This is a genomic window from Rhodococcus sp. 27YEA6, assembly GCF_044908235.1.
GTDB lineage: Bacteria > Actinomycetota > Actinomycetes > Mycobacteriales > Mycobacteriaceae > Rhodococcus_F > Rhodococcus_F qingshengii.
Genome location: NZ_JBIYCY010000005.1, coordinates 349,411 through 368,088 on the forward strand (window position 1 = coordinate 349,411; position 18,678 = coordinate 368,088).

The 18,678-nt window shown below is 63.2% G+C and carries 18 protein-coding genes; 8 read left to right on the plus strand and 10 right to left on the minus strand.

Going from position 1 to position 18,678, the window contains the following annotated elements; all coding sequences use genetic code 11:
* The first annotated feature begins 12 nt into the window (after positions 1-12).
* Together ABH939_RS16460 and ABH939_RS16465 are read left to right on the plus strand one after the other, a co-directional pair.
* Positions 13-609 carry a CHAP domain-containing protein gene (locus tag ABH939_RS16460; protein WP_404649815.1) on the plus strand — a complete coding sequence of 199 codons (597 nt, stop codon included), beginning with the start codon at positions 13-15 and terminating at the stop codon, positions 607-609.
* 209 nt (positions 610-818) lie between these two features.
* Positions 819-1,547: an HD domain-containing protein gene (locus tag ABH939_RS16465; RefSeq protein ID WP_404649816.1), complete on the plus strand. Its 729-nt coding sequence runs from the start codon at positions 819-821 to the stop codon at positions 1,545-1,547.
* Here ABH939_RS16465 and ABH939_RS16470 read toward each other — a convergent pair whose 3' ends face one another.
* On the minus strand, positions 1,548-1,919 hold the full coding sequence (locus ABH939_RS16470) for a cupin domain-containing protein (protein ID WP_404649817.1): 372 nt from the start codon (positions 1,917-1,919) through the stop codon (positions 1,548-1,550). It abuts the gene before it with no gap.
* An 89-nt stretch (positions 1,920-2,008) separates the two neighbouring features.
* Here ABH939_RS16470 and ABH939_RS16475 point away from each other — a divergent pair, with 89 nt between their 5' ends.
* Positions 2,009-2,827, plus strand: coding sequence for a helix-turn-helix domain-containing protein (locus ABH939_RS16475; RefSeq protein WP_404649818.1), 819 nt, complete (start codon positions 2,009-2,011; stop codon positions 2,825-2,827).
* A 95-nt stretch (positions 2,828-2,922) separates the two neighbouring features.
* Here ABH939_RS16475 and ABH939_RS16480 read toward each other — a convergent pair whose 3' ends face one another.
* Positions 2,923-3,378 (minus strand): hypothetical protein, encoded by a 456-nt coding sequence (locus ABH939_RS16480; RefSeq protein WP_218960183.1) that lies wholly within the window; start codon positions 3,376-3,378, stop codon positions 2,923-2,925.
* Entirely contained in the window at positions 3,375-4,430 is a 1,056-nt protein-coding gene (locus ABH939_RS16485) for a LacI family DNA-binding transcriptional regulator (protein WP_404649819.1), read from the minus strand. The genes ABH939_RS16480 and ABH939_RS16485 overlap by 4 nt, the downstream gene beginning before the upstream one ends.
* A gap of 70 nt (positions 4,431-4,500) precedes the next feature.
* Between ABH939_RS16485 and ABH939_RS16490 the strand changes: the two genes are divergently transcribed.
* A complete protein-coding gene (locus ABH939_RS16490; RefSeq protein ID WP_404649820.1) occupies positions 4,501-5,730 on the plus strand; it encodes an MFS transporter in 1,230 nt (409 codons plus the stop codon).
* On the opposite strand, the gene ABH939_RS16495 is transcribed toward ABH939_RS16490, so the two are convergent.
* The 4 genes from ABH939_RS16495 to ABH939_RS16510 are packed head-to-tail and all read right to left on the minus strand — an operon-like array spanning position 5,691 to position 11,435.
* Positions 5,691-6,359 carry a class I SAM-dependent methyltransferase gene (locus ABH939_RS16495; RefSeq protein WP_404649821.1) on the minus strand — a complete coding sequence of 223 codons (669 nt, stop codon included), beginning with the start codon at positions 6,357-6,359 and terminating at the stop codon, positions 5,691-5,693. The genes ABH939_RS16490 and ABH939_RS16495 overlap by 40 nt on opposite strands.
* A gap of 36 nt (positions 6,360-6,395) precedes the next feature.
* Positions 6,396-8,939, minus strand: coding sequence for a polynucleotide kinase-phosphatase (locus ABH939_RS16500; protein ID WP_404649822.1), 2,544 nt, complete (start codon positions 8,937-8,939; stop codon positions 6,396-6,398).
* The gene (locus tag ABH939_RS16505; protein ID WP_404649823.1) at positions 8,936-10,360 is read right to left on the minus strand and encodes a 3' terminal RNA ribose 2'-O-methyltransferase Hen1; all 1,425 of its coding nucleotides are present in this window, start codon (positions 10,358-10,360) and stop codon (positions 8,936-8,938) included. The genes ABH939_RS16500 and ABH939_RS16505 overlap by 4 nt, the downstream gene beginning before the upstream one ends.
* 37 nt (positions 10,361-10,397) lie before the next feature.
* Positions 10,398-11,435, minus strand: a complete 1,038-nt coding sequence (locus ABH939_RS16510) for an Rv2578c family radical SAM protein (protein ID WP_003944842.1) — start codon at positions 11,433-11,435, stop codon at positions 10,398-10,400.
* Positions 11,436-11,533: 98 nt separating this feature from the next.
* Between ABH939_RS16510 and ABH939_RS16515 the strand changes: the two genes are divergently transcribed.
* From ABH939_RS16515 to ABH939_RS16530, 4 genes are read left to right on the plus strand one after another with little or no spacing between them, the layout of a single operon-like run.
* Positions 11,534-11,899, plus strand: coding sequence for a RidA family protein (locus tag ABH939_RS16515; protein WP_019748335.1), 366 nt, complete (start codon positions 11,534-11,536; stop codon positions 11,897-11,899).
* A gap of 53 nt (positions 11,900-11,952) precedes the next feature.
* The gene (locus ABH939_RS16520) at positions 11,953-12,837 is read left to right on the plus strand and encodes a DUF5995 family protein (RefSeq protein ID WP_404649874.1); all 885 of its coding nucleotides are present in this window, start codon (positions 11,953-11,955) and stop codon (positions 12,835-12,837) included.
* A 49-nt stretch (positions 12,838-12,886) separates the two neighbouring features.
* The gene (locus ABH939_RS16525; protein ID WP_228232711.1) at positions 12,887-14,320 is read left to right on the plus strand and encodes a putative nucleotidyltransferase substrate binding domain-containing protein; all 1,434 of its coding nucleotides are present in this window, start codon (positions 12,887-12,889) and stop codon (positions 14,318-14,320) included.
* On the plus strand, positions 14,317-15,099 hold the full coding sequence (locus ABH939_RS16530) for a Fic family protein (RefSeq protein ID WP_064688275.1): 783 nt from the start codon (positions 14,317-14,319) through the stop codon (positions 15,097-15,099). The genes ABH939_RS16525 and ABH939_RS16530 overlap by 4 nt, the downstream gene beginning before the upstream one ends.
* Positions 15,100-15,214: 115 nt before the next feature.
* Here ABH939_RS16530 and ABH939_RS16535 read toward each other — a convergent pair whose 3' ends face one another.
* The 3 genes from ABH939_RS16535 to ABH939_RS16545 are packed head-to-tail and all read right to left on the minus strand — an operon-like array spanning position 15,215 to position 18,677.
* Entirely contained in the window at positions 15,215-17,197 is a 1,983-nt protein-coding gene (locus ABH939_RS16535) for a 5-oxoprolinase/urea amidolyase family protein (RefSeq protein ID WP_404649824.1), read from the minus strand.
* Positions 17,194-17,847 carry an urea amidolyase associated protein UAAP2 gene (locus tag ABH939_RS16540; protein ID WP_042919877.1) on the minus strand — a complete coding sequence of 218 codons (654 nt, stop codon included), beginning with the start codon at positions 17,845-17,847 and terminating at the stop codon, positions 17,194-17,196. The genes ABH939_RS16535 and ABH939_RS16540 overlap by 4 nt, the downstream gene beginning before the upstream one ends.
* The gene (locus tag ABH939_RS16545; protein ID WP_404649825.1) at positions 17,844-18,677 is read right to left on the minus strand and encodes an urea amidolyase associated protein UAAP1; all 834 of its coding nucleotides are present in this window, start codon (positions 18,675-18,677) and stop codon (positions 17,844-17,846) included. The genes ABH939_RS16540 and ABH939_RS16545 overlap by 4 nt, the downstream gene beginning before the upstream one ends.
* Position 18,678 lies beyond the last annotated feature (1 nt).

The following is an 18,678-nucleotide window of genomic DNA, read 5'->3' on the forward strand; positions in this document are numbered from 1 at the left end:
TATCGTGGCGTGATGTCGCACGCACCGAATACGCCCAGACGCACTCTCGCTGTTCTGGGCGTATTCGGCGTTGTGGTGGTCGTCGTTGTCGCCGGCGCACTGTGGTGGTTCGCGCGCGGCGACGACGCTCTTGCCGGCGAGAATCTCGATTCGTTCCCGGCCGTCGACCACAGCATTCTCAGCGCTCAGCAGAGTGCGCTACTGGGCGTCCTCGAGCAGGAGTGGGAGTCAGGGAGTCCCGGCACCAAATACGCCGAGGGTGTCGAAGAATCGTGGTGTGCCGATTTCGTGAGCTGGTCGATGAACCAGATCGGCACGCCGTTCTCGAACCCCAACTCAGGGTCGTGGCGCATCCCCGGGGTATACACGCTGCAGGAGTATTACGAGTCCGTCGACGCGTTTGTCCCCTACGGTCAGGACTACCAACCCAAGGTCGGCGACACGATCCTGTACGGCGACTCGAGCCCCTTCGGCCAACACGTCAACGTCGTTCTGGTCAACGACTCCGGCACTCTGACGACCGTCGGCGGCAACGAGAACAACAAGGTCATGCTCCATCGCATCGTCCCGTCGGAAGTCCCGGGGATCGTCGGGTTCGGCGTCATCTGAGCCCGAGCCCCACCGTCGTTGCTTGATGGTTCTTGCGAAGTGCAGAGGTGAGGCTACAGATTTGAGGTTGCCGTTGGATGGCACTTGCTATCAACTAATATTCGGATAATTCCGTGTTTCCGTCGTCGACAGATATCTATATCGAACGAAGGATCAGACCTGCCAACTAGATTCGTATCCAGTTGTCCCCCACCCAGAACAGGAATCCGATGCGCCCTGGTGAGCTGACCACCCTCGAGCAGATACAGCTCATGGCCCGCGCTGCTGCTGCGCAGGTCATGAGCACGCCGTCGATGCTCCGACTGCGGCTCGGCCGCTACCCCACTCGCACACCCGAGCTGCGCAAACGCCCACTCCCCGACACCAAGCTGTGCAGCGAAGCGCTCGATCACGCCAGAGGAACCCTCTCCCCCGCGGTCTTGAACCACAGCCTGCGCTGCTGGATCTGGGCCGACGCCTTCGCGCAGATCGATGCGACCGAGTACGACCCCGAAGATCTCTTCACTGCGTGCGCCCTTCACGATGTCGGACTGGGCGCAGAAGGATCGGCCGAGCACGGGTGTTTCACCTACATCAGTGCCGCAGACGCAGAAGAACTCGCGACCAGAGTGGGAACTTCGGAGAGGTCGGTACAGCGAATCGGCGAAGCGATCCGTCTGCACATGGATCTGACCGTCGACCGCGGCGCGGGCGCTGACGCCTATCTACTGCATGCCGCAGCGCATTTCGACGTTGCCGGTCGGCGTGCGCCCGAAATTCCGCGAGCAACTGTTGATGCAACAATCGCGGAGTACCCGCGAACAGGGTTCACCGACGAGTTCACGCAGTCGATGCGGCGCGAGGTCCAGCTCCGTCCGCACTCTCGCGCGGCGACGCTCTGGAGATCGGGCATGGCACTGCCGCTCCGAACCAATCCCCTGGATTGGAAGAGCCGCTAGCTACGTCCAGTCCTCGAGCACCGCGGTTCGTGATCCTCCGACGTTCCCGGTATTCACCACGCCCACGGGTTCGATCAACATCACCTCCGCTTCGTCGTCGGCGATGGGACAATGCTCGACTCCGCGAGGTACAACGAACAATTCACCGGGCCCCAGCGAAACATCTCCGTCGCGCAGTTGGATTCGGATCTGCCCCTTTGTCACCAGAAACATTTCGTCGGTGTCGGTGTGGGAGTGCCAGACGAATTCACCTTTGATCTTGACGATCTTGATCTCGTAGTCATTGAGGCCCGCAATCTTCTTGGGCGACCAGTGCTCGGTGAACTGACCGAACTTCTCGCGGAGCGATACCGCTGTTGCCGAACTGTTCATGTTGTTCCTCCCTCGGGCGCGCCACCACTGCGATGACGACCCCGCCACTCTTCGTCACCCGAGGCAGCTGCGTCTTGTACGTTTCTGACATGGATCCCCGCGGCGCACAGATCACCGCGTGGGCACCGGGCCTCGCGGGAATCACCGAGGTCTTCCATGCCGATTTCGTCGGACACGCCTATCCCAAACACACGCACGATCAGTGGTCCCTGATGCTCGTCGACCGCGGCACGATTGCATACGACCTCGATCATCGCGCTCATGGCGCAGCACCAGAGATCGTGACTCTGTTGCCGCCAGGCATCGCACACGACGGAGTTCCGGTCACCGAGGCCGGATTTCGTCAACGAATCCTCTACCTCGACACGTCAGTTCTCGGCGAGGTCCTCATAGGCCCGGCGGTGGACAGCCCCGAGATTCGAGACCCTCTGCTGCGCCACCGCATTGATCAACTGCACTCTGCACTCGGCCCACACGGCGAATCACTCGAAGCCGAAAGTCGCCTGGGGTTCCTCGCTGAAAGATTGAACGGGATCCTCACACCGGCCACAGGTCGATCCCTTCACACGCCGACCGTTGACGAACGCGTTGCCGATCAACTTCGGGACCTGCTCGATGCGCGACTCACAACGGGAATCACGATGCGGGAAGCGTCGAACATCCTGCAACGGAACCCCACGTATCTGATCAAGAACTTCGCGAAGCATTTCGGGCTTCCGCCTCACAAGTACGTGACGGGACGTCGAATCGATCTGGCGCGACGCGCAATCCTCGCCGGGCGCGAATTGGCGGACGTGGCCGTCGACGTCGGATTCCACGATCAATCCCACCTGTCGCGGCACTTCGTCAAGCATGTCGGGGCGCCGCCCGGCAAATACTCACTGAACGTGGCCAGTGGAGCGCGCTAGTCGCAGCACCTGGCACCGGTTTCGTCGAGCAGACACTGGTTCCGGTCAGCTGGAGTCTGTGTCCACTGAATAAAAACGGTGTCAGGTCCCAACGATCAAGCAGCCGTCTCGAGGTCGACCAGGAGGAAGTCCTCGCGCCGCGGCCCGTATTCACGATCGGTCAGCTGATACGAGCGCAACGCGCGAGGTGCACGGGCCAACTCGTAGAAGCGCTCGGAGCCAGGCACGAATTGCCTCGTAGCCCAACCCCAATCTGCGCCGTGCGGAATCTTCGGGTCGGGAAGCATGTCGGACTCGATCGACATGAGCCGCAGGCGCCGAACTACCCCGGTCGTGGCGGCATCTGCGCCGAAGTCTATCCACGCCTGACGCGCGTTTGGGTCGTCACGAGGAGTTCCGGCAAGTAGGTGCAATGCACCCGCGACTTCGGCAACCGCCCACCGGCGCGGGTTGTCGACATTCCAGGAGAGTCCCCACCGGACGGTCTCCCCCAATTCTGGAGGAACAAACCACCGAAAACGCAGACCGTCGATGACTACCGGCGTGATCATCGTGTCGAGGTTCGCCGACGCACCGACCATTCGACCGGCTCGACCGCATCGTCCAGCCCGAGAACCACGCGAGCTGCATTGCGCCCTTGATCGAACAGGGACTGGCGAACCGTTGTCAGGCCGGCGTCCGATGCGGCTGTTGTGTCGTCCCATCCGACGACTGCGACATCGTCGGGCAGCGCGAGGCCGAGTTCACGGATCGCGTCCAGAACCCCCAGAGCCAGTTCGTCACTCATCGCCAAGATGACATCGGGCCTTCGGCTCTCGGGAACGTCGAGCAGGGACCGAGCCATCCGCGCACCCTCGCTCCGCTCGTTGACAGTGACGACCCCTACCCGCACCGAGGGCCAATCGAGGCCCGCGTCGCGGACGGCGCGCTCGTAGCCCTTGAGCCGATGGCGGGACACCGGAAAGAACGCTTCACCTGGATCCACGTCCATCCGAATCTCGGACCGACGCTCACGATCCCACGGAAGGCTGATCACCGCGGGCCGCTGCGCCCCCGACAACCCGACTGCCGCGATCGCGACGGCGCCGGCAACATCGTCCATCCCGACGAGATCCACACCCTCGTGCAACGGACCACCCTGGATGCATGCGGGTTTTCCGGTGCCGACAATCGCGTCGAGGATGGGATCGTCGAAGACGGTGGTCCAGACGACAAAACCGTCTACTGCCGCCTCGCGAACTCTGTCGACGTCTCCCGGTTTCCCCGAGTTCGGCAGCATCATCAGCCCGGCGTTCGCATCCAGGCACGCTTCGGCGACTCCCGAGAGGAATCGCCGAGCTACTGCGTCTTCGAAGGCGTACGTCAGCTTCTCGCTGAAGACGACCGCGATGTTGTTGAATTTCCCGCTCCGCAAGGACTGCGCCGCCCGGTTCGGGCCCGAGTACTCGAGCTCTTCGGCGGCGGCGAACACCTTGGCCCGCGTTGATTCAGACACGCGCTCGGGCTGCGCGAAGGAGTACGACACCGACATCACCGACACGCCTGCGGCCTTGGCGACGTCGGCCATCGTCGGACGACTCGAACGCTGCGCACGTATGGCCATGAGCATCAGCATAGCGAGTGAAAAATATCCATTGCGCAGGTGTGTATCGATACATGTATCGTTACACACCATGACTGCTCGACTGCCGAAGGCAACCACGCTACGGCTGATGACACTGGCCGGAGCAGCCTTCGCCTACGTGACGGCCGAAATGCTCCCCGTCGGACTGCTCAGCGAAATCTCGACGGACCTCGACGTCACCGAAGGGCGTGTCGGCCTACTGCTGACCTTCTACGCATACGGTGTCGCGGCGTTGACGCTTCCGCTGATCGGAGCAGTCAAAACCTGGCCGCGACGACGCGTCGTCGTTCTGACGGTGGCCACCCTCGCGGTGTCGCAACTGGTCGCAGCATTGGCCGTCAACTATCCGATGCTGGTGATCGGACGATTGCTCTGCGCTGCGACGCACGGAGTGTTCTGGGCTGTCGTTGCCCCGGTCGCAGCCACTCTGGTTCCGCGCGGACAACAGGGCAAGGCCATCGCGATGGTGTATGCCGGTACGTCTCTCGCATTTGTTCTCGGAGGTCCACTGTCTTCGGCGATCGGCCAGTCCTGGGGTTGGCGGACCGCATCGGCGGCAATCGGTGTGGTGGCAGTGGTCATCGCTTTCTCACTGCATCGTGCGTTGCCCGAAATGCCGGTCGATCAACACCATCGGAGCAAGCGAGACAAACCGAAGCCGACGCCGGCGATGAAACGGGCACTCGCCGTCATCTGCGCGGCAACGCTGTTTGCCGCCCTGGGGCAATTCGCTTCGTACACGTTCTTCACACTTCTGGTGGAGGAAAGCCTCGGCTCGTCCGGTGGCATCCGTACCGCGATGCTTCTGGTCTACGGTGCCGCCGGCGCCGTCGGAGTGTGGGTCGCCGGCAAGTACTACGACCGCCGACCGCGCCTCTTCACGCTCATCTCGATCGCGACGGTGGCAGGCGCGCTGGCCATCTTCTGGCTCTTGGCGCCATCGATGGGAGCGTTCGCTGTCGTCGCCACGATCTTGTGGGGTGCGGCGTTCACCACCGTTCCGATCTGCCTCCAGTCCTCGGTTCTGCGCGCCGCCCCTATCGGGACCGACCGTGCCTCGGCCATCTACGTTGTCGTGTTCCAGATCGCGATTGCAACGGGCGCTCTGCTCGGTGCGGCCGTCGTCGACAGTGGCGGGCTCTCACATCTGGCGGGCATCGGGGTCGCTCTGATGATCGCTTCGTTGGCGATAGTCGGGTTCGGCCGACGCGCGTTTCCCCAGGAACCGGAACGGTCTACTCACTCCCCCACCGACGCGCCGGCCGGACTCTCGTCGTAGATCAGGGTGTATCGCCAGAACAGGCGTCTCCTGATCCGGCTACCTGGCAGACACAACGCGGCCGCGCGCCGGACGTCAGCCATCGACTCACCCGGTTCCGCGGTGGGAGCTGTCATCGCCTTCAGTGGCTCGAAGGCAACCCGTCGATGCTTGACGACTCCGACGACGGGATTGCACACGGTCGCCAATACCGACAGGAGTGCATCGGTGGGTGTGGTCGATCGATAACACCCGACCACGACGAGCCGACCGCCCGGTTCGAGCAGGCTACTCAGCCGCTTCATCGATTCTTCGAGTGGAAGATGATGCAACGCTGCGACGACTGTGATCGCGTCGTACTTCGCCTCGGATGCAAAGTCCTCGATCCGCTGCGCGTCGATGATCACGTTCTCGTCGTCGACAAACCTTGCGCGCACGGCGGCCGAGGTTGTCAGGTCGGGTTCCACACCGACCACCACGTCGAACCGCCGACGCAAGAGGTCGGTCAGATTGCCGGTCCCGCTCCCCACGTCGAGAGCGCGACCGGCCCTGACCCCGCGCAGATTACGTAGAACCCACCGGCCGTAGTGATCGTTGTGACTCCACGGATGGCGTCGATTGAAACCGTCCAAGCGAGCAATCACACCCATACCCGACGGTATCAATCCGAGCCCGCGCACCGGCCGTCACAACCGCGGGTCGACCGGCTCCGATTCGAGAGCCAACACCGCGAACACGGCCTGGTGCGCTCGCCACAAAGGTTCACGGTCGACGAGCCTGGAGACTGCCTCCATGCCGAGCGCGTACTCGCGAAGCGCCATCGACTGCTTGTGCCCGAGGTTGCGATTGCGTAGCCGAGCAAGTGTCGACGGTTCGAGGTAGTCGGCACCATAAATCAATCGCAGGTACTCCCGGCCGCGAACCTTGATCCCTGGCTGAACCTTCGCGTTGTACCCCCGCGGTCCGTGAATCTGATTCGCCAGCGGTTTGACGACCATCCCCTCACCACCGTCGCCGGTGAGCGACTCCCACCACTTCGTCGCTTCGGACACCGAGTCCTCGGAACCGAGATCGACCACCAGGCGACGTGTAGTGGTAAATCGACTCGGGTCGGCCGCGGCCAGGCGATCCGAAATACCGAGGTGCCATTCGTGATCCCGTTCCCCGTACGACTGGCCCTCGGCCGCCAGAATCTGGAACGGCGCGATGGTGACGCCGTCCAGTCCGTTCGTCGGCCACACGTACCGTCGGTACGCCTCGCCGAAGCGCTCGATACTGGCGGCCCGAACAGTTGTCTGTTCGAACATCTCCGCCACGTCCAGGCCCCGCGACCCGGCCCGCGCCAGCACGGCCTCGCGAGCTGTGAGGTCTGATCGCCCGGCCGCCGCGACCGACGCGTACTGCGAGCGCAGCAGACCTTCCGCTTTGACGTTCCACGGCAACAGTTCGCAGTCGAGGAGCAGCCAGTCGGTGCCCAGCTCTTCCCACAACCCAGCGGAGGTGACTGCGGCGGCGATGTCGTCGATCAACTGCTGAGTCAGGTCGTCGTCGAAGAACTGGCGGCCGGTGCGGGTGTGCACCATCCCGGTCAGCGCATCCGGTGCGTCGAAGCGGGACTGAGCAACCGATCGATCACGGCACACGAGCACCACTGCCCGCGAACCCATGTGCTTCTCTTCGCAGATCACTGTTCCGATTCCGCCGGCCCGGTATGCGTCGAACGCGGTCGACGGGTGTTCCAGATAGTCATCGGATTGGGCGCTCGCGCAGGGCGCCATGGTCGGCGGTAGGTATCGCAGCCATTGCGGCGCGACCGCGAATCGGCTCATCACTTCCAAGGCGCCGGCAGCGTTGTCGGTGCGAACGGACACTCGACCGCGCAGTTCGGTGTCGACGCCGGTCGTTTCGAGGACGTCGGCGAGATCGAGCACATCCGGATCACGAGTCGGCGGTGCCAGCGGTACCACCGGCTCGTACCAAACCTGCTCCGCCGGAACCGACACGATCTCCCGTTCCGGGTATCGAAGGGCGGTGAGGGATCCACCGAAGACGCACCCGGTGTCGAGGCACGCGGTGTTGTTGATCCATTCCACCTCGTGCACCGGCGTGTGACCGTAGAGGACCATCGCTGATCCTCGGTAGTCCTGCGCCCACGGGTATCGAACGGGTAAGCCGAATTCGTCCGTCTCACCGGTAGTTTCACCGTAGAGCGCAAAGCTCCGGACTCGACCGGATGCCCTGTTGTGGTAATCCTCCTTGAGACCGGCGTGCGCGACAACGAGTTTGCCGTCGTCCAGGACGAGGTGCGCGACGAGGCCGTCACAGAAGTCGACGACGCTTTCGCGGAACTCCGTCGACTCGGTGGCCATCTGCTCGAGGGTCTCGGCGAGTCCGTGACTGGCCGTGACCTTCTTACCGCGCAAGGCCTTGACGAGTTTGTTCTCGTGGTTACCCGGAACCGCTATCGCATGTCCCGCCGCGACCATCCCCATGACCAGACGCAGCACACCGACCGAATCCGGTCCTCGATCCACGTAGTCACCGAGGAAGACGGCAGTTCGCCCTTCCGGCGGCACCGCATCGACAGCTCTGCCGTCCGTCCCGTAGTCGACGGTGTAGCCGAGTTTCACGAGGAGCGTCTCGAGCTCGCTTCGACATCCGTGGATGTCACCGATGACGTCGAACGGACCACGCTCGACACGCAGATCGCTGCGGAGCGGGTGGCGCAAGAATGTGGCTTCGGAAACCGCGTCCTCACCTCTGAGGATGTGAACCGAACGGAAACCTTCCTTACCCAGCCCGCGGAGCGAGCGAGTCAGCTGTTGGTGCTGGCGGCGAATCACGTCGCGTCCGAACGTCCGGTCAGAGCGTGCGTCGTTTCGTGCAGAACAGACCGATTCCGGAACATCGAGCACGACTGCCACCGGCAGTATGTCGTGCTCGCGAGCCAACGCGACGAGTCGCTTGCGCGCGGCGGGCTGGACGTTGGTCGCGTCGACCACCGTGAGGCGTCCGCGTCGCAAACGCTTGGCCGCGACGAACTCCAGCACTTCGAAAGCATCGGACGTCGACTCCTGTGAGTTCGGATCATCACTGACCCACCCTCTGAATGTGTCACTCGAGAGGGTTTCGTACTCACCGAAGTGGCGCGCCGCAAAGGTCGACTTTCCCGAGCCACTGACGCCGATGAGTACTACCAGGGCGAGATCTGGAATCTCGTACACCGTCATGACGTTCGTGCCTCCTTCGTGAAGATTGCCATCTGTGTCGGCCCGCCGAGGACCGGATCAATTGCTCCGATAAATTCGAACTCCACGCAATAGCCGTGGACTCGGGCCGTTTCGGATGCCCAGTCGCGGAATTGGGTTCGGGAGAACTCGAACCTGTGATCGGGGTGCCTGAACTCTCCCGCGGCCAATGCCGGATACAGCACGTTGTAGTCGGCATTCGGAGTAGTCAGCAGCACATACTGCGGTGCTGCGTCCACGAAGACCGATCTGACCAGCGCCGGCAGGCGCGCCGTGTCGACGTGCTCGACCACCTCCATCAGCACGGCTGCGTCGAAGCCTTTCAAGCGTGCGTCGCGGTACGTCGCGGACGACTGCATCAAAGACGCACGTTCACGTTGGGCGTCGGACATTTCGGTGAACTTCAATCTGCGTTGCGCCCGTGTCAGTTCGCGCGCGCTCACATCGACGCCGACAAGTTTGTCGAATTGAGCGTGCGGCATCAGCGCCTCGATCAGTTTGCCTTCGCCGCAACCGATGTCGACAATCGTTCTGACGTGCAGTCGCTTAAGTGTCGCCAAAACTGCGTCGACGCGAAGCCGTGCCAGCGGCGGATCCGGTCGCGGTACTTCGATCTGCGCCTCTGCTTGGTCGGGAATCAGTCGATCGACCACCGATTCGACCAGGTCGCGTCGACGCGCCAGGTAGCGGGACATGATCAGCGCGGAATCCGGATGCGACGCCAACCACTCTCCAGCGACGCGGATCAACTTGTCTGCCTCGTCGGGTCCCACCCAGTAGTGCTTCACGTCGTCGAGGACCGGCAACAGCACGTAGAGGTGCCGAAGGGCACTCTGCACCGTGTGTTCCCCGGTGAGCGTCAACGACACGAAGTCGGAGTTTCCCCACGTCGGCAGGTGCGGATCAAGCTGCACCGGTATCGCGGTCACATCCCAGCCCAGCGGCTCGAACAACCGACGAGGCAATTCCGCATCGCCGCCGCACGGAACCACCGGAATCGAGACGGTCAACGCGAGTTCGGTTCCGACGAGTTCCGGGTGCGACTTGCACGTTCCCGTCAACGCGGTGCGAAACAGCTTCGACAGAGCAACCGAGAGTATGGACGACGCCGCATACGGCCGATCGTTGACATACTCACCCAGCGAAAAGTTGTCGCCACTCTTGCCGCGTCGATACCTACTCTGCACAAGTTCGATGGGGTCGACGTCCACAATCACTGCCACCGTGGTCTTTTCGGCTGAGGCCTCAGGGTACAGAACCGTGGCGGTGCCGATCGCCAAGTCGAAGCTTTGCACGCGGTCGGGATGTTTGTGCAGCAGGTAGCTCAACGCGGTCGCATCAGGAGTCTGCGGGGTCGGGGTGGACGTCAGTGTGAGTAGCACCAGGCGAATGTAGCCCGGCAAACGTCCGGGGCGCCTCCGATTTACGCGCCCGCGGCCGTCAGAACAAAGTGAGAGCTGCTCCCGCACCCACCAGTTCCCGGGGCGCCTCACGCGGCTCACTGCCAGCTGCACTGACGTCTCGATGCTCCGAACGACCACCCAACCCATGGCGCTCGACCAATGGCTCGACACGGCTTGCGAGCCAACGCTTGTATTCGGGAGTGACATACGCGCCCCGCCCGTACAGCTCGCGGTAGCGACGGATGAGCGCCGGATGTTCCTGAGCAAGCCAATTCATGAACCAACCCCGAGTACTCCCCCGCAGGTGCATCGGGAAGACCGTCACACTCGTCGCACCGGCTTCGGACAGTGCCTCGAACAGCCCGTCGAGATGACTGGTGGAATCGGTGAGGAACGGAATGACCGGCGCCACCATGACATTGCACGAGAATCCCGCGTCGGTGATGGCGCGGATCATCTCGAGACGCGCCCGCGGCGACGGGGTACCAGGCTCGATCTGCTTCTGAAGTGCAGCGTCGTTGATCGCCAACGACACTCCGATTCCGACGTCGACCTGCGCCGCCGCCATTTTCAACAGCGGCAGATCCCGTCGGAGCAAAGTTCCCTTCGTCAAGATCGAGAAGGGAGTTCCGGATTCGGTCAACGCGCGAATAATGCCGGGCATCAAGCGGTATCGGCCCTCCGCTCGCTGATAGGGATCGGTGTTGGTACCCAGTGCCACCGCCTCCCGCTTCCAGGACTTTCGCGCCAACTCTTTGCGGAGCACCGCGGCAATGTTCGTCTTCACGACCACTTGGGAATCGAAATCCGCGCCGGCGTCGAGGTCGAGATACTCGTGACTCGGTCTCGCGAAACAATATCGGCATGCGTGCGAGCAACCACGAAAAGCGTTGACGGTGAAGCTGAACGGCAACGTCGACTCTTCGGGCATCTTGTTGAGCGCGCTCTTGCAGAGCACCTCGTGAAACGTGATTCCCTCGAACTCGGGAGTCTGCACGGAGCGAACCAACCCGGCCCGTTCGAGTCCGGGTAGCGCTCCGTCATCTGCATCCAATGCCTGACCCGACCACCTCATGGCCCCAAGTCGAACACTTGTTCTAAGGTATGTCAAGATGGAGCGAATACCTGACCGTGCCTCACCACGGCCGGGAAGTTGTTGGCAGAATTCGGTGCATGTCGAACAGAATCAATATTTCGTCCGGTTCCGAATGGGAACCCAAGATCGGTTACTCCCGTGCCGTGCGCATCGGTAACCAGATCGCAGTCTCCGGCACCACCGCTCCTGGTGAGACCCTCACAGATCAGACCCGCGCAGCGCTCGAAACTATCAAGGCAGCACTTGCCGAGGCCGGCGCCTCGCTCGACGACGTCATCCGCACTCGCATGTACCTGCGCGACATGACGCAGTGGGAGCAGGCCGCTCTCGCGCACGGTGAAGTGTTCGGCGAGATTCGTCCCGCCACGACGATCCTCGAGGTCAGCTCGCTGATCGACCCCGCTCTGCTCATCGAGATCGAGGCCGACGCGGTTCTCAGCTGATCGCCAATCCGGACATTTGTGAAATGGGCGCCTAGTCTGAGCCGATGAAACCGATGCGGCTGTATCCGTTGACGCTCGCGCTCGGCATCACCGCCGCTTTCCTCTCGCCCGGTTCTGCACTCGCAGAACCGGGCGAGAGTCTTTCGACGGCTTGCGGCAGCCAGTTGAGCAATGCCGAGGTGGGCCGGATTGCCGAACTCAGCGACGTCACGACCCTGAACGGTGCCGGACTGCCTCGGCTCGAGACCGCTGTCGAACGTCATCGTGAGATCACGTCGATCCTCGTCTCACACCACGATTGGCGAGGCTTGTTCTCCATCGGCCTCGACGCTGTCGAACACGAGGCGGTGATGCCGCTGCAGCGAGACCCTGCGGCCTTCGCCGATGACGAGTGGACCCATTCCGTCAGCTTCGAATTGCTGCGCAGGTACCTGGTGAACGTCCATGCAGAGTTCACCGGTACTCCCACCGATCCGGCGTGGAGCAACTACTTCGCCCTGACACGTCAGTGCGACGCCAGTCCAGCACGGGTCGCCATGGCCGGCTACAACGCGCATCTCACCGTCGACCTCGCTCACGCCGTCGCCACGTCCGGAACCACTGCGGAGGATGTCCCCGATTTTTACAAGATCGTCGATTCCATTGCCGTCAAGGGTGGTTCGATCGTGACCCTCACCAAGGCCGAGTACGACGCCGATCTCGGGCCCCTCTGGCGGTTCTACTTCGTCGGCGAAGGACTCGACCGATTGGCCGGAAACTCGCAGCCCTCGGAACTGTTGCTCCGCGCCGCCGACAGCGGATACAACACCATCACGCTGGCCAACGGGTTCGCCCTCCAGAATCCGCAGACACGTCCCGGCGCAGAACAGGAGATCGACGCGCTCTGGCGTACTACGGATTCCGCTCTCGACGTACTCTCGCGACTCGGTGGTCTCTGACATCTCACCCTCCGCTGCCTGAACCGGACACACCTGCGACAATGACCCCATGACGGGGCACTCGACGGGGCAAGGCATGCAGAGTCCCGCTATGCGCCGGGTGCGAGACCTGTTGCGCGGGCCCGCAATTGTCTGCGATGGCCGAGCAACCATCCGCGAGGCCGCGAAGTTGATGACCGATGCGGGCCGCCGCGCTGTTGTGATCCCGACGGAGACAACCGGTTTCGGAATCTTCACCGAAGGTGACCTACGTGCTCGCGTGGTAGTCGGTGGTATCGACAGCAATCAGCCGGTATCAACGGTGATGACGCCGTCAGCAGTGACAGTCGATCCGGATCGATTGGGCGCCGACGCCGTGACCGACATGCTCGAGTACGGATTGCGCCATCTCCCGGTCGTGACCGAGGCAGGCGCACTGATGGGCGTGCTCGAACTCAGCGACCTCCTGACTTCGGCCACCAATCAGGGTTTCGAACTGCGCGCAGCGCTCGCCACAGCACAGGACGACGCCCACCTCGTCGAAACAGCCCGCGCGGTCCCTGTTCTGGTGACGGAATTGGTGGCGTCACGGGTCTCTCCGCTCGACATCGGCGCGACGCTGGCCGTGCTGATCGACGTGACGGTCAGGCGAGCCATCGAATTGGTGGTGGGCGGAGACGAGCGACCGGATTTCGCGTGGCTGTCGCTCGGCAGCGTCGCCAGGCGTGAAGCGCTCCCCTCTTCGGATATCGACAGTGCGCTGGTGTGGGGCGGCGAATCTCATCACGAGGGAGCCGACGCCGCGAAGACCATCCACGACATCCTCGATCTCTGCGGGTTCCCTCGCGACACCAAGAACGCCGTCGCGACCCAGGCCAGGTTTGCTCGGACGCTCCCACAATGGCGCACTGCGCTGCGGAAATGGGTATCCAATCCGTACCAGGACCAGGCCCTGGTCATGTTGTCGATGCTGGCGGATGCCCGCGTCGTCGCGGGCGATCCGGCGTTGGATCCTCGCCCTGCGGCGTTGGATCAACTGCGACTGCACCCGGCCGTCATGCGACTGCTCCTTCGCGAAGCCGTCGGAGACAAGGCAAAGCTCCATTCGTTCAAGGACGTGATGACGCGTCGGACCGGAACCGTCGACCTCAAAGCCAGCGCCGTCCAACCGATCGTGAACATCGCTCGTTGGGCGGGGATTTCCGTGGGCGCCCGCACGAGTTCGACACTCGAACGCCTCAAGGCTGCAGCGGGAAGCGGTTTCCTACTCGACGACGACGCCCAGGTACTGATCGAATCTTTCGAGGTGTTGCAGCAGATTCGTGTCCGCCACCAGACCGATCAGTTCGCGGCAGGTCGGCCACCGACCGACGAAGTGGTGATCTCCGAACTCACTCCGCTCTCGCGGAGCTTGCTGAGCAATGCAGTGCGCGAGGTCGCAGGTGTGCAACGACGACTCGAATATGCCGCGTCCGCGTCGGCGCTACCCGACATCGACCCGTGAATCGCACTGCGCTCGAACAGGTTCTGGCGGCGGAGCGCCTCGAAGGCTGGGATCCGAGCGATGAACAGATCGCGGAACTCGAGGCCGTGATGATCGGGATGCTTTCTCGGCGTGAGTATTTCGAGCAGGAATTGGCGCGAGCAGTCGGCCTCTCGTCTGCAATTCCCCCGCGAATCCGCTGGCGAAGATCAGCGCCGTACGTCTATCGCGGTACATCGGTGCTCGAGAACAATTTCGACGTACGAGATCCCGCCGCACTGCAATCACTCGAGTTCGCGGCGACCGCGCTTCGCCTGGGTGAGGCGCATCTCGGCAGCGACCTCGTACCGCACACGCGAGACACAGCCGAACTTCTCCTACTTCACCAGCACGTTTTCCAAGATCTGTACCAGTGGGCCGGCCACATCAGAACCGTCGACATCAGGAAAGGTGCGGCAACGTTTGCTCCGGTCTCGGCGATTCGGAACTACCTGTCCGAGGTGGAAGAGATCATCGCCGCCGTCGATTGGGTAGCGCTCGATAACGGCGCTGCGTCGTTCGCGCTCGCATCGGTGTACTCGACGCTCAATCATGCCCACCCGTTTCGGGAAGGAAACGGGCGAACCGGAACCCTCTTCCTGCACCGACTCGCCGCGGACACCCGGTATCAGCTCGACTTGTCGCGGGTGAGCAGAACCGAGTGGGTATCCGCGTCGAGGGATTCTGCGCCTTTCCGGCCCACCGGAACCCCGTCACCTCGCCCGTTCATCGATCTGTTCAATCGCGCGCTGACTCGCTGACGCAAACATCTGCTGCCCGTTCCAGGCGGACTGAACACCTTTACTACTGAGTGAGCACCGCTTCCGACACTCTGGAAGCGGTGCTCACTTGAGGAAAAGGGTGCTCACTCGACCATCAACCGGGCAGCGCGAACTCCCCTGCGTCGGACCAGCGCTGACGCTCGGCCCCGAACGCGACGGACTGCATCGCGCGGAACTCCTCGATCGAGCGCGAGTTCGACGCGAGGAACTCCTGATGCTCGGCCAGCGAGAAGCTGCCGTCCTCGATCTCGACGCCCCCGCCGCGGCCGGCGGCGGTGTCCGCGCGGAGATCCATCAACTCTTCCGGCTCGACGGGGTACCAGGAGATCCGGTCGAAGAATCGCAGCAACCACGGAGTGCCCTCCTCGAACGGCCCGGACTTCGCGGGGTGGCGGTGATTCCACACCTGCGTCGTACGTCCGACGAACTGGTACCCGCCTGGGCCTTCCATGCCGTAGATGCAGAGGTACGCCCCACCGATCCCGACGGCGTTTTCGGGGGTCCAGGTGCGGGCGGGGTTGTACTTGGTCGTGACCAGACGATGACGCGGATCGAGCGGCGTCGCGACCGGCGCTCCGAGGTAGACGTCACCGAGCCCGAGCACCATGTATTCGGCGCCGAAGACGGTGTCGAACACGTCGTTCACGGATTCGAGACCGTTCATCCGGCGGATGAACTCGATGTTCCACGGGCACCACGGCGCGTCGGCGCGAACCCCGTGCATGTACCGCTGGATCGCTTCGCGCGTAGCCGGGTCGTCCCACGACAGTGGCATCCGCACGGTGCGACTGGGCACAACGAGTTCGTTGGCCGCCGGCAAGGTGTCCTCCGCCTCGGCGAGCATTCCCATCAGCTTGCCGACGGGCAGCACGTCCGGGTCGACGCGGACCTGCAGGCTGCGGATTCCCGGGGTGAGATCGAGTAGTCCGGCCGGCTTCTCGGCGTCGAGTCGCTGATGCAGTGCATGAGCACGCGCACGTAACGCCAGGTCGAGATTCATGTCGCCGTATTCGACCAAAACGTTGTCGTCGCCTGAGCGCCGGTACGTGACCGTGGTGTCGCCGTCACGACGGGCTATGACGCCGTCGTCGCCGTCACCACCGGAGGAATGAACAACCGAATTGGACGCTCGACGCGATACTCCGAGGTCACGCCGGGAGGCTGCCCGTTCGGCGCGGACCGGCACGAAGCGAATCTTGTTCCCGGGAGCCAACTGTCCGAGCTTCCAGCGATCAGCGGACACCACTGTGATCGGGCAGACGAAGCCGCCGAGGCTCGGTCCGTCTGGTCCGAGGAGGATGGGCGTGTCGCCGGTGAAGTCGAGTGCACCGATCGAATACGCGTTGTCGTGGATGTTCGAAGGGTGAAGTCCGGCTTCGCCGCCGGTGGTTCTGGCCCAGTCTGGTTTCGGACCTATCAACCGGACACCGGTGCGGTCGGAGTTGAAGTGGACCTCGTACTCGGTCGCGTACAGCGTGTCGATGTCGGAGCGGGTGAAGAACTCCGGCGCCCCGTGCGGGCCCTCGGTCACCGCAAGTTCCCAGCACGTGTGTATCGCCGGAACATGCTCGGCGGGAACAGCTCCCGCGACCCCGGTCGCCTGTCCGAGTTTGAGAACGTCTCCTGCCCGCAGAGTCCTACCTTCGTGTCCCCCGAACCTGCCCAGGGTGAAGGTCGACGCACTGCCGAGATAGTCGTCGGTCTCGATTCCGCCCTGTACGAGTACGTAGATGCGCAGTCCCGGGCCGCTGACCGTTCCGACGTCGAGCACCGATCCAGCGGGGACGAGAACGGGACGCCACTGACCGTGTACGACGCCGTCGACGGTCACCGACACCGGGGCACCTGTGATGCAGACCGTGGTGTCTTCGTCGAACGTCATGGCAGGTCCGGCCATCGCGCATTCGATGCCGGGGGCGCCTTCGGGGTTTCCGAGTGCGGTGTTTCCCAACCGAAACGACAGGTCGTCCATCGGGCCCGATGGTGGGACTCCGATCTGCCAGTATCCGACGCGTCCTGGATAGTCCTGAACCGTCGTCAGCATTCCGGGACGCACGATGGTCAGTTTTGCGTTCATTCGTCTGCTCCCGGCCGTGTGACGATCATGCGGACGGCCGTGGGATCGAAGCCGTTGCACGGGTTGTTGATCTGCGGGCAGTTGGACACGAGGACGAGCACGTCACGTTCGGCACGCAACGCGAGCCGCTTGCCTGGTGCCGACAGTCCGTCGACGATTCCGAGTGTGCCGTCGGGGTCGACCGGGACGTTCATGAAGAAGTTGATGTTGGACACCAGGTCCCGCTTACCGAGCCCCCATTTTGCGCCCTCGACGAGGAAGTTCTCGACGCACGCGTGCTGATGCTTGGTGTGGTGGCCGTATCGCAGGGTGTTCGATTCCTGTGAGCACGCGCCGCCGACGGTGTCGTGGTTTCCGACCTCGTCTGCGACCAGGGTCATGAGTGGAGTTCCGTCGTCACTGCGGAGCACGGAGCCTGTGGACAGAAACAGGTTCTTCTGGGCTGTGACCGTCGCTGCTGCCGAGTACCGAACGCTGTGATCGTCACCGGCGTAGACGAGGGTGTCGACGGCTTGATTTCCGTGTAGATCGACGACGGTCAGAACGTCACCGGCACGGACAACTGCGGACCACGGCCCGAATGCGTCAGCAATCTCGTCGAGGATCACCGTTCCGGGAACGAGGGCGGGGACATCCAAGGTGGTGGTCATGCGATCTCCTCCAGGTTCGAAGCCGTCCAGGCATCTTCGGTATTGAGCACTGCGCGTTGGTATTCCGGCCCGAGATCGTCAAGGCTGCCGAGTTCGTCGGCGGCCTTCCACGCGAGCACTTCGAGGGACGTGGTGGGAAACTGCGGCGCCGGATCGAGTGGGTGCGCGGTGTTGGCGATCATCACGATGACGGGCAGGTGAATCAGAAGGTCGACCGTTGCGCCTGAGCCGGCGGACCCCGTACTGGTGAGAGCGCCGTCCGCCTCGACGCGGACACCATGGAAGAAGGACAACGGCGGCGCTATGTCCTGCGGCCCGAGTCCATTCTTCGCGGCAGCGACGGTGAACAGTTCACGACCGGCGGGTGAGGCACTGTGCAGCGAACCCTGCCCGTACTTCGCCTCGTTGGTGGCGCGTGACGTCGTTCCGCAGAACGCGTCGTGGTGACCCGACGTGTCTGCGACCACGGTCGCAAGTACTCGCCCCTGATCGGAGAGCAACGGGTGCCCGACGCCGAGATAGGCCTGCCATGGCACCTTGACGGTATCGGCGACGTTGAGACGCTCCCAGGGGGCGTCGGCGCGATAGAGCAAGATGTTTGCGCAGGCGCTGCCAGCGATGTCGCGAAGTCGCACTCGGGTTCCACGTGCGAGAACCTTGGTCGTGTACCGCCCACCCGGCACGGTCTCAGCCCAGGTCAGACGTTCGGGCGCGACGTCTTCGGGTGGGTTCGGCCAACGCGTTGCCGGCAATACGGGCATGGAATCGGTGATCGTTCCAGCTTGGGACCGGGCATGCTCGCGCGCTCCGGCGGTGGTCTGAGTACTCATG

Coding starts and splice junctions, on each gene's coding strand:
- ABH939_RS16460 (WP_404649815.1), top strand. CDS start 13: ATGTCGCACGCACCGAATACGCCCAGACGCACTCTCGCTGTTCTGGGC.
- ABH939_RS16465 (WP_404649816.1), top strand. CDS start 819: ATGCGCCCTGGTGAGCTGACCACCCTCGAGCAGATACAGCTCATGGCC.
- ABH939_RS16470 (WP_404649817.1), bottom strand. CDS start 1,919: ATGAACAGTTCGGCAACAGCGGTATCGCTCCGCGAGAAGTTCGGTCAG.
- ABH939_RS16475 (WP_404649818.1), top strand. CDS start 2,009: ATGGATCCCCGCGGCGCACAGATCACCGCGTGGGCACCGGGCCTCGCG.
- ABH939_RS16480 (WP_218960183.1), bottom strand. CDS start 3,378: ATGATCACGCCGGTAGTCATCGACGGTCTGCGTTTTCGGTGGTTTGTT.
- ABH939_RS16485 (WP_404649819.1), bottom strand. CDS start 4,430: ATGGCCATACGTGCGCAGCGTTCGAGTCGTCCGACGATGGCCGACGTC.
- ABH939_RS16490 (WP_404649820.1), top strand. CDS start 4,501: ATGACTGCTCGACTGCCGAAGGCAACCACGCTACGGCTGATGACACTG.
- ABH939_RS16495 (WP_404649821.1), bottom strand. CDS start 6,359: ATGGGTGTGATTGCTCGCTTGGACGGTTTCAATCGACGCCATCCGTGG.
- ABH939_RS16500 (WP_404649822.1), bottom strand. CDS start 8,939: ATGACGGTGTACGAGATTCCAGATCTCGCCCTGGTAGTACTCATCGGC.
- ABH939_RS16510 (WP_003944842.1), bottom strand. CDS start 11,435: ATGAGGTGGTCGGGTCAGGCATTGGATGCAGATGACGGAGCGCTACCC.
- ABH939_RS16515 (WP_019748335.1), top strand. CDS start 11,534: ATGTCGAACAGAATCAATATTTCGTCCGGTTCCGAATGGGAACCCAAG.
- ABH939_RS16520 (WP_404649874.1), top strand. CDS start 11,953: ATGCGGCTGTATCCGTTGACGCTCGCGCTCGGCATCACCGCCGCTTTC.
- ABH939_RS16525 (WP_228232711.1), top strand. CDS start 12,887: ATGACGGGGCACTCGACGGGGCAAGGCATGCAGAGTCCCGCTATGCGC.
- ABH939_RS16535 (WP_404649824.1), bottom strand. CDS start 17,197: ATGAACGCAAAACTGACCATCGTGCGTCCCGGAATGCTGACGACGGTT.
- ABH939_RS16540 (WP_042919877.1), bottom strand. CDS start 17,847: ATGACCACCACCTTGGATGTCCCCGCCCTCGTTCCCGGAACGGTGATC.
- ABH939_RS16545 (WP_404649825.1), bottom strand. CDS start 18,677: ATGAGTACTCAGACCACCGCCGGAGCGCGCGAGCATGCCCGGTCCCAA.